Source organism: Streptomyces sp. NPDC059398, from assembly GCF_042751845.1.
Lineage (GTDB): Bacteria > Actinomycetota > Actinomycetes > Streptomycetales > Streptomycetaceae > Streptomyces.
Map to the genome: position 1 here is coordinate 1 of NZ_JBHYWP010000049.1, position 8,964 is coordinate 8,964.

The 8,964-nt window shown below is 72.4% G+C and carries 7 protein-coding genes, 1 tRNA gene and 1 pseudogene; 3 read left to right on the top strand and 6 right to left on the bottom strand.

Features of this window, described 5'->3' with window-relative positions; all coding sequences use genetic code 11:
* Positions 1 to 465, top strand: a pseudogene (locus ACFXBC_RS18720) (MFS transporter); the annotation flags it as partial.
* 154 nt (positions 466 to 619) lie between these two features.
* On the opposite strand, the gene ACFXBC_RS18725 reads toward ACFXBC_RS18720, so the two are convergent.
* The 4 genes from ACFXBC_RS18725 to ACFXBC_RS18740 all read right to left on the bottom strand — a co-directional run bounded on the left by ACFXBC_RS18725 (position 620) and on the right by ACFXBC_RS18740 (position 5,972).
* Positions 620 to 2,278: an AMP-binding protein gene (locus tag ACFXBC_RS18725; protein WP_385024997.1), complete on the bottom strand. Its 1,659-nt coding sequence runs from the start codon at positions 2,276 to 2,278 to the stop codon at positions 620 to 622.
* Positions 2,279 to 2,388: 110 nt separating this feature from the next.
* Positions 2,389 to 2,988 carry a lytic polysaccharide monooxygenase gene (locus tag ACFXBC_RS18730; protein WP_385025000.1) on the bottom strand — a complete coding sequence of 200 codons (600 nt, stop codon included), beginning with the start codon at positions 2,986 to 2,988 and terminating at the stop codon, positions 2,389 to 2,391.
* 153 nt (positions 2,989 to 3,141) lie between these two features.
* Positions 3,142 to 4,401: an SPFH domain-containing protein gene (locus ACFXBC_RS18735; RefSeq protein ID WP_385025003.1), complete on the bottom strand. Its 1,260-nt coding sequence runs from the start codon at positions 4,399 to 4,401 to the stop codon at positions 3,142 to 3,144.
* Entirely contained in the window at positions 4,398 to 5,972 is a 1,575-nt protein-coding gene (locus ACFXBC_RS18740) for a peptidoglycan-binding protein (protein WP_385025006.1), read from the bottom strand. Before ACFXBC_RS18740 ends, ACFXBC_RS18735 begins: the two co-directional genes overlap by 4 nt.
* A 176-nt stretch (positions 5,973 to 6,148) precedes the next feature.
* On the opposite strand from ACFXBC_RS18740, the gene ACFXBC_RS18745 reads away from it, so the two are divergent.
* Positions 6,149 to 6,222, top strand: a tRNA-Lys gene (locus tag ACFXBC_RS18745).
* 401 nt (positions 6,223 to 6,623) lie between these two features.
* On the opposite strand, the gene ACFXBC_RS18750 is transcribed toward ACFXBC_RS18745, so the two are convergent.
* Positions 6,624 to 7,292 (bottom strand): class F sortase, encoded by a 669-nt coding sequence (locus ACFXBC_RS18750; RefSeq protein WP_385025009.1) that lies wholly within the window; start codon positions 7,290 to 7,292, stop codon positions 6,624 to 6,626.
* 1 nt (position 7,293) lies between these two features.
* Positions 7,294 to 7,836: a hypothetical protein gene (locus tag ACFXBC_RS18755; RefSeq protein WP_385025013.1), complete on the bottom strand. Its 543-nt coding sequence runs from the start codon at positions 7,834 to 7,836 to the stop codon at positions 7,294 to 7,296.
* Positions 7,837 to 8,041: 205 nt separating this feature from the next.
* Between ACFXBC_RS18755 and ACFXBC_RS18760 the strand changes: the two genes are divergently transcribed.
* On the top strand, positions 8,042 to 8,821 hold the full coding sequence (locus ACFXBC_RS18760) for an HAD-IIA family hydrolase (protein ID WP_385025016.1): 780 nt from the start codon (positions 8,042 to 8,044) through the stop codon (positions 8,819 to 8,821).
* Positions 8,822 to 8,964 lie beyond the last annotated feature (143 nt).

Sequence of the window (8,964 nt, forward strand, 5' to 3'; positions counted from 1 at the left end):
GTACTGAACCTCACCGGTACGGACTCACTCTGGCTGCTGCTCGCGGGGGCCGCGGTGAGCAGCTGCGGCATCGTGACCGTCATGGCGCTGGTCGCCGACATGGCGCTCGCCTCTGCCCCCGTGGAGAAGGCGGGTTCGGCCGCTTCGCTCCTCGAAACGGGGCAGGAGTTCGGTGGGGCGATGGGGATGGCGGTCCTCGGCTCGATCGGTACGGCGGTCTACCGCGCCGACATGCCGGCGTCCGCCCCCGACCAGGCACGGGAGACGCTGGGCGGGGCGCGGGCCGTGGGGACACCGGGTCTGGTGGAGCTGGCGCGGGCGGCGTTCGTGCACGGGATGCACTTCGCGGCGGCGGGTGGTGCGGTGCTGCTGCTGGCCGGGGCGGTGCTGACGGTGGCGCTGCTGCGGGGGCGGAAGAACGCGGTGGGGCACGAGGCGACCGCGCCGGCCGAACTGGCGGCGTAGGGATCCTCGTTCACCGGCTTCACCGGCTTCACGCGCTCACGGGCAAGGTCGGGCCGGGGCGGGGTGGGAGCCGCTGCCCGCCCGCGCTCCCTTCACGGGCCGGGGCGGGCCGGGGCGGGAGCCGCTGCCCGCCCTCTCTCCCCGGCCCGCGGCGTCACCGGCTCAGCAGGTCGGCGCGTCCCCGCGCCCCGTACTCCGCCACCAGCCGCTCCACGTCCCCGGCGGTCAGCCGTGCGTACGTCCCGTCCGCCGCGCGCCACACCGGATCGGCGCAGCGGAAGCCCTCCCGGCGCAGCCCGACGCGGTGCACCTTGTTGGTCGCCGTGACCGGCATCGCGGGGACGATCCGCACGTAGGAGGGCGTCATCTTCGTTCCCAGGTCGGTCTGTTCGCGCAGGAAGTCCGTGAACGCCACCGGGTCGAAGGCGGCGCCCTCGCGCAGGGCGAGCGCCGCCATCACCTGGTCACCGGCGACCGGGTCGGGTACCGCGTACACCGCGACCGCCGCCGCCCCGGTCCAGCGGGCGAGGATGTTCTCGATCATGGCGGCGGCCAGATTCTCGCTGTCGACACGCAGCCGGTCGTCCGTACGGCCCGCGAAGTAGAGGAAGCCCCCGGCATCGCGGTAGAAGAGGTCGCCGGTCCAGTACCAGCCCCCGCGCCTGCGGTCCGCTTCGGCGGTCTCGTTGCGCCAGTACCCCTCGAAGGGGTTGGGCCCCCGGTTGACCAACTCCCCTATCGCTTCGGTCCCGTTGGTGAGACGGCCGCTCCCGTCGAAGACGGCGCGTGGGCGTTCCTCGCGGGTGTCCGGGTCCACCACCGCCAGGTCGTCGCCCGGTGCCGCCCGGCCGATCGCGCCCGGGGGCGTGCCGGGGGTGCGCTGGACGGCCGCGCCACCCTCGGACGATCCGTACCCCTCGACCAGCCGCACACCGAACCGTTCGGCAAAGCGCGCCGCGTCCACCGCCCCCGCCTCGGTGCCGAAACCGGTCCGCAGCGGGTGGACGCGGTCGTCGGGGCGCTCGGGGGTGGCGAGGAGGTACTGCACGGCGCGGCCGACATAGGTGAAGTACGTGGCGCCATGGGCCCGTACGTCGTCCAGGAAGCGGGAGGCCGAGAAGCGGGGGCGCAGTGCGACGGCGGCGCCTGCCGCCACGGCCGGGGCCCAGTTGGCGATCACCGCGTTGCCGTGGAACAGCGGCATGCATATGTAGTGGACGTCGTCCCCGCCGGTCCCGAAGTGGCCGGCCAGGGAGCGTCCGGCGGCCGCCAGCCGACCCTGGGTGCAGATCGCGGCCTTGGGCGCGCCCGTCGAGCCCGATGTGAAGTAGAGGAGCATCCGTGTCGACGGGGAGACCGGGGCCGCGACGGCTTCGCCGGGTACGGCGTCCGCGTAGGGGGTGAGCAGCTCGCGGTAGGCGCGGGTGCCGGTCACCAGCATGCGTACGCCCGGCAGTTCAAGACCGTCGAGCAGCGGCAGCAGCTCCTGCGAGGTGATCAGCACCCGGCAGTCGGTGTGGGTGATGTCGCGGGCCAGTTCCGCGCCGCGCCGGGTGGGGTTGATGCCGGCGACGGCGGCCCCCGCGAGGGCCGCCGCGCTCAGCCAGAGCGGGAATTCCGGGGTGTTGTGGAGCAGCACCCCGATATGGGGCTCGGCTCCGGCCGGGAGCAGATCCACGAGGAGCGCGGCCCGCACGGCGGCACCCGAAGCGACCTGATGGTGGCTCAGGACCAGGTCACCGGATTTCAGCCCCGGTCGCTGATCGCCCCATTGGCGCTGTACGAGCTCCGCGAAGGTCTCTGCGCTCCTCATGGCGGAGGAGGGTAATTGACTACCCGTCAGAAATGAACGGTCAGGGATGACCCGTCAGAGACGGACCGCCGGAGGAGCCCCCTCGGAGGCGATCGTTCAGCGGCGCTCGTTCAGAGGCTGACGTCCGAGCAGGCATAGAACGCGTTGCCCGTGTCGGCGATGTTCCATACGGCCAGGATCACGTGGTGGCCGGACTTCTGAGTGGGGATGGTGCCCTGCTGCGAGACGGTTCCGGGCGGCTGCTTGCCGCCGTACGGGACCGTCATGAAAGGCTGCGGGTCGAGGTCGGCCCGGGTGAGCGGCTTGGAGTCGTCCCAGCCGTTCTTGGTGATGAAGTACTCGAAGTCGGTCGTGGCGTGCCTGGCGGTGAACTGCCAGCGGAAGGTGTACGCCTGACCGCCCGTGAGCTTGGTGGTCGGCCATGCGTTGCCGTTCGGCGCCTTCGCCCCGTCGAGCTGGGCGAAGTCGTCGTGCGCGCCGGAGCAGATCTTGCCGTCGGCGGGCCCGGCGCCGGGGAACCCCTTGGGGGCCTCGACGCTCTGCGGTTCGTACTGGATGGCACCGCAGTTGGTGACGGTGCCGTTGGCACAGAGCTTCTGACGGCTGATGGGCTGGTCGGTGTACCCGTGGCTGCTGGCGCTGCCGGTGGCGAGCAGGGATACGCCCGCCACGGCGAGGCCGACCACGGCCGCACCTATTCTCTTGCGCATGCTGCACTCCTCGGAACTTGGGGGAGTTCGGTGTGTGCCGAGCTGCGGTCTAGACCAAGGCTCAGAGTATGGACGTCAGTTCGCCGTGTCCATATCAAAGACAGGTCTCCACCAATTCCGGGGAGGCGGGCGCGGGCGGCTGTCTGCCGGGCTTCAGGAAGCGGCGCCGCCACGCCCCGAGTAGAAGGCGACCGTCAGATCCCGGACGAGTGCGTTGCGCTCGTAGACGTCCAGCTCGACAAGACCGCGTGCGGTCAGCCGGGTCACCGTGTCGTCCACCGCGTCCACCACCGAGGTCAGCACGGTCTCCCGGTGCCGGGCGTCGATCGCGGCGACCCGGCTGCGCCGCATCGCATCCGCCACCTCCGGGGCGTACTCGATCCTGGTCGGCTGCGCCGAGAACACCTCGATGCCCACCGGGTAGGTCTCCGCCTTCAGCATCCGGGTCAGCGCGTCGCCCACGGCCTCGCTGTCGCGCAGGGTCGGCCCGTCCTCGTGGAAGGCGTCGGCCGGCAGCTGCGAGAGCACCCGCGCCATCGCGGCCTCGGTCTGCTCGGACAGATACGCCTCGTGGTCCCCCACCGCGTACGTGGCCCTGGCCGTGTCCTTGATCCGCCACACCACCAGGACGACGACGCGCAGCGCCGTGCCGTCGGCGTCGACCGCGGGCAGCGGCTCGCTCCGCCAGTGCCGCAGCCGTACGTCGACCCGGCGGCGCAGCACCAGCGGGTTCGTCCACACCAGCCCGGTCCGCCTGACGCTCCCCCGGTAGTCGCCGAAGAGCGAGAGGACCCACACCTGGCCGACCCGCCCGCGCCCGATCCCGCCGAAGGCGAACAGCGCCAGGGCGCCGAGCACGGCGAGCGCCCCGGCAGCCCCGGGCCCGACCCCGCCGTACGGCATCGTGTCCAGCCGCAGCAGCGAGGCCAGCGGTGCCGGAAGCGCCCCGGCCTTCCACAGCACCGCCGCGCATCCGGAGAGCGCGGCGGCGCCGCCGAGCAGGGCGACGGCGCCGGGCAGCGCGGCTCCGGTGCGCTCGGAGAGCCGGGGGTCGGCGGGCGGTGCGGGCCTGACGGCGGGCTGGGTACGGGTGTCCGTCCTGGCCGGTCCGCGCTTCGGCCCCGCGGGAATCCCGGAGTGACCGGCGGGCCGGCCGACCGTCCGGGCGCCGGTCGCCGCGGCACCGGGAGCGTCGTCCCGGAAGAGCAGGTGAACGGGGATCTCGGTGGTGGACTCGTTCATGATGACGGAGGTCCTGCGCATCGCCGGCCGGCCCCCGGCCGGTCCTTCGCTCCACGCCGGCCCGGTCTGGCCGGTGTGTCCGGTGGACTCCTCTTCCTGCCCGGCGGGCCCGGCCGGTACCGCCCGCCCGCCGAACTCGGTGTGTTCACCTGGTGCTGTCGTCTCGGTCATGCGAAGAGTCGCCTCCATGTCTCGGGGCCCGGATATCCGTCGGCCCGCGCGCCGGTCCATCCCTGGGCGCGCTGGAACGCCTGGACGTTGCGCCGGTCCGCCTCGGACCAACGGGGTCCGGGACCGGCCTTGTAGTACTTGCTGAAGCCCTTCTTCACCAGCTGCTTGCCGAGCCGCTCCACGTCGGCGCCGGACCGCCCCGGCCTGAAGTGCCCGGTACCGGGAAAGGCCGCGGCCTTCGGTGCACTGGTGGCGGGGGCGGCCTTGGCTGGGGCGGCCTTGGCGGGGGCGGCCTTGGCTGGGGCGGCCTTGGCCGGGGCGGCCTTGGCCGGGGTGGCCTTGGCTGGGGCGGCCTTGGCTGGGGTGGCCGAACCGGCCGAACTCGTCGGCCTGGCAGGGGTGATGGGGGTGGTGGGGAGCGCGGTGGGGGCGGTGGTGGCGGGCGTGGTGTGAGGGTTGGAATGGCCGGCGCCCGTACGGTCGGGTCCGGCGGGCCTGCCCGTACCGGCCGGGCTGCCGGTACCGGCGGGACTGCTCGAAACGGCGGGCCTGCCCGTACCGGCCGGCCGGCCCGTGCGCCCCGGAGCCGCCGCACCGACGGCGCCGCTCTTCGCGGCGGCCGGGATGTCCTTCCCGCCGCCCTTCACCAGCAGGCTCCAGGTGGCCGGGCCCGGCAGCCCGTCCGCCGCGGAGCCGGTCCACCCCTGGGCCCGCTGGAAGGCCCGGGTGGCCCGGCGGTCGGCCGTACCCCAGCGCGGCCCGGGGCCCTGCTGGTAGAAACGGCGCCCGCCACGGGCGACGAGCATCCGGCCGAGCCGGGTGACGTGTTCGTTCTTCGCGCCCTTGCCGAAGGACTTCGCCCCGGGAAAGGCGCTGCCCGGCTTCGAACCGGCGGTGCCGGTCCGCAGCCCCTTGTAGCGGTAGGGCACATAGCGGCTGGAGTGCGACCAGTAGGCGTACGGGGTCGACTGCACGCGGGTGTGCGGCTTCGTCTGCTCGTACGCCAGGTAATACGTGTGGGCGGAATTGGTCCAGCCGCCGAAGACAGTGACGTGGGAGCCCTTGTTGGGGTTCGCCGGGTTGTGGAACAGCAGGATGTCGCCGGGCTGGAGTTCGCTCTTGTCTATCCGCACCCCGTACTGGGCCAGGTTCCCCGTCCATTCACTGCCGCTCAGCCCCCAGGCCATCGAGACGAAGCCGGAACAGTCCTCCCGGTAGCCGTCCTTCCACTTCCTGTCCATGCGGTACGGGACCTTGGCCGCCACCCAGGTCCTGGCCCGGTTGATGATCGCCGACCGGGTGGTGGCCGGCAGTTTCGCGGGGGCGGTGGGCGCCACGGCCGGCTCCGGGCCCTGGCCGCCGGGGCCGGGAGCGGCAGCGGCGGCGGTCCCCCCGCCGAGCACCACCCCTGCGGCGGTCGCCAGCACGAGCGCGCGCCGTGCGCCGTGGGCCGCCGGGTGGCCGCCCTCTCTCCGCGAGAGGGTGTGGAGGGCCGAGCGGCGCCAGGCGACGCATCCCGCACAGCCGCAGTCGCTCTCGGGTTCGTACTCCTCGAAGACCGGAACCGTCATACCTGTCCCCTCCGCCTAGTCGAGATTCTGCACAGGCACATCTGCATGATCGTCAGCTTCTCAACTATGCGGACGAATCGCATTTTGACGGATTGAATGGGTAGAAAACGAACATATGATCCGCCGGGAGGTACCGAGCACCCACGCCGGTCCGGTAAAGTTCTCCAGGTCAGCAGGCGCCGCTAGCTCAGTTGGTTAGAGCAGCTGACTCTTAATCAGCGGGTCCGGGGTTCGAGTCCCTGGCGGCGCACGCGATACCGAAGCCCTTCACCTCGCGGTGGGGGGCTTCGGCCGTTGTCTCCCCTTCCGGTCCCGCCCTCCCTCTCAGCCTCCCCCGCCCGCGCGGCACCCAGTCCCGGCGCGGCGGGCCCGCCCCAATCCGCTCCGTGCGCAAGCGAGTTGACGACCCACCGGGGCGCACGCGCGCACCCGCCGCACGCCCCGCCCGCGAACACCGCAGGGGCCGGCCCGCCGCACACAGCAGACCGGAGGGGCGCCCGCCGGGCGCCCCTCCGGTAAATCCCACGGTGAATTCTGAGCGGTTCAGACAGATTCGGCCAAAACAGTGCGACCGAGTAGATCAAACAGGTCACGGCGCCCGGACGGACACCCGTACAGGCCGTGCGGATACGCGCCCGCACCGCCCGCCGCTCACCCCTTGGGCACACCCGTGAGGTAGGCCGAGACCACCACATTCGCGCTGTACGCCCGCGTCGTACGGTCGAACGAGCCGCCGCAGGTGATCAGCCGCAGCTCGGCACGGCCGTGGACGCGCTCCCCGTAGACCTTCTTCGCGTTGAAGTGGCTGCGCTGGAAGACCTGGACGTCATCGATGGTGAACTCGCTGACCGAGCCGTCCGAGCCCGTCACCCGCACTTTCTGACCGGGGCGGACCGCGCTCAGACCGTAGAAGACCGCTTTCCTGGTGTTCGTGTCGACATGGCCGACGAGCAGGGCGGCCCCGACCGCACCGGGACGGGTGCCGCCACCGAACCAGCCGACCTCGTCCGGGGTCTCGAACGGCGGCGGGTCGACCGCACCGTGGGAGTCCAGCCCGCGCGGCACGATCGGGGCGTTGATCCCCACCGAGGGGATCTGCACCCGCTGCGGCCGCACCCCGGCGAGCGGGTCATGGGCCGGTGGGAGCGAGACGCCGAGCGGGCGGCCCACCGCGGCCACATCCCCGGTCTTCGGCCCCGAGCTGCCCTCGGGGCCCTCGGTGATCTGGCGCCCCCAGAGCCAGAGCCCGAGCAGCAGTACGGCCCAGGCGACCCCGGTCAGCAGCCGTCCGCCGCCCGAAGACGAGCCCTCGGACGACATGTCAGCTGTTGCGCCGGCGCCGGACGCTGCGCCCGGCGACCGCCACCGCGGCGATCCCGGCGAGCACCAGGCCGACGACGGTGTGCCCGGAGCCCGGAGCCGCCTCCTGCGCCGCGACCGTGGCGGTGGCCCCGCCCCCCGCGTGGACGGGAGCGGTCGGGGTGATCAGCGGCATCGGGCGGTGGTGGCCGCCGCCCTCCCGTACGACCGTGATCGTGCCGGTCACGGTCGTGTGCCCGCACTTGACCTGGACCGAGTAGTCCCTGGACTGGGCGTCGGCGCGGATCCGCGCGGCGGCGTACATGGAGCCGCGGTCGGCGGCGGGCGAGAACTCGGCCTGCGAGTCGAAGGCGTCGGACCTGCCGTACGGCTTGCCGCTCTTGCAGCTCACTCTCAGGTCCACCTCCTCGCCGGGAGCGATGACGGACGGGCTGACCGTGACCGTCCCCGATGCCCCTTCGGCCGGGGCCGCGATCGCGGCTGCGGGGGTCAGGGCAGCCACGGCCGCAGTAGCGGCACAGAGAGTGACGGATATCAGACGCATGGTGAACCTCCTGTTACGAAGGTTGGTGCCTCCGGGTTCATCCCGCATCCCGGGCAAGGCGCACATACGTCCGATCGTGGAGCTGCTGTCGGACGGCGGCCCGTTCCGGCCACCGGACCGGCGTGAATAGGATGGCCGCCACGGAGCCCCCGTACCGTTCGGACCTCCGGTGACCATCACGCCGAGCCGCCAGGAGCCAGCCCGCATGACAGAGCGCAAGCCCATCGAATCGTGGCTCACGGACATGGATGGCGTACTGATGCACGAAGGCGTCCCCGTGCCGGGAGCCGATGCCTTCATCAAGAAGCTGCGGGACACCGGCAAGCCCTTCCTTGTGCTCACCAACAACTCGATCTACACCCCGCGTGACCTGCGCGCCCGGTTGCAGCGGATCGGCCTGGACGTGCCGGTGGAGAACATCTGGACCTCCGCCCTCGCGACCGCCAAGTTCCTGGACAACCAGCACCCGGGCGGCACCGCGTACGTCATCGGCGAGGCCGGGCTGACCACGGCGCTGCACGACGCCGGATACGTCCTGACCGACGCGGACCCCGACTTCGTGATCCTCGGCGAGACGCGGACCTACTCGTTCGAGGCGCTGACCAGGGCGATCCGGCTGATCAACAACGGGGCGCGCTTCATCGCCACCAACCCCGACAACACCGGCCCGTCCCCGGAGGGTGCGCTGCCCGCCACGGGTTCCGTCGCCGCCCTGATCACCAAGGCGACCGGCAAGGACCCGTACTTCGTCGGCAAGCCCAATCCGCTGATGATGCGCACCGGGCTCAACGCGATCGGCGCCCACTCCGAGTCGTCCGCCATGATCGGCGACCGGATGGACACCGACGTCCTGGCGGGTCTTGAGGCCGGTATGGAGACCTTCCTGGTGCTCACCGGGCTGACGGCCAAGGCCGACGTCGACCGCTATCCGTACCGGCCGACCACGGTCGTGGACTCCATCGCCGACCTGGTGGACCTCATCTGACCCGCGGTCCCCGTGACCGGCCGGCGGGGACGCCCGATGCCATGACCGGCCGGGGGGGGGGGGGCGCGGGGGGGGGGGGGGGGGCCCCGGGGCGCGCCGCGCGCTGTACGCCCCCCCCCCACCCGCGCACACAGAGAGTGTGA

Coding starts and splice junctions, on each gene's coding strand:
- ACFXBC_RS18760 (WP_385025016.1), top strand. CDS start 8,042: ATGACAGAGCGCAAGCCCATCGAATCGTGGCTCACGGACATGGATGGC.
- ACFXBC_RS18750 (WP_385025009.1), bottom strand. CDS start 7,292: ATGTCGTCCGAGGGCTCGTCTTCGGGCGGCGGACGGCTGCTGACCGGG.
- ACFXBC_RS18755 (WP_385025013.1), bottom strand. CDS start 7,836: ATGCGTCTGATATCCGTCACTCTCTGTGCCGCTACTGCGGCCGTGGCT.
- ACFXBC_RS18725 (WP_385024997.1), bottom strand. CDS start 2,278: ATGAGGAGCGCAGAGACCTTCGCGGAGCTCGTACAGCGCCAATGGGGC.
- ACFXBC_RS18730 (WP_385025000.1), bottom strand. CDS start 2,988: ATGCGCAAGAGAATAGGTGCGGCCGTGGTCGGCCTCGCCGTGGCGGGC.
- ACFXBC_RS18735 (WP_385025003.1), bottom strand. CDS start 4,401: ATGACCGAGACGACAGCACCAGGTGAACACACCGAGTTCGGCGGGCGG.
- ACFXBC_RS18740 (WP_385025006.1), bottom strand. CDS start 5,972: ATGACGGTTCCGGTCTTCGAGGAGTACGAACCCGAGAGCGACTGCGGC.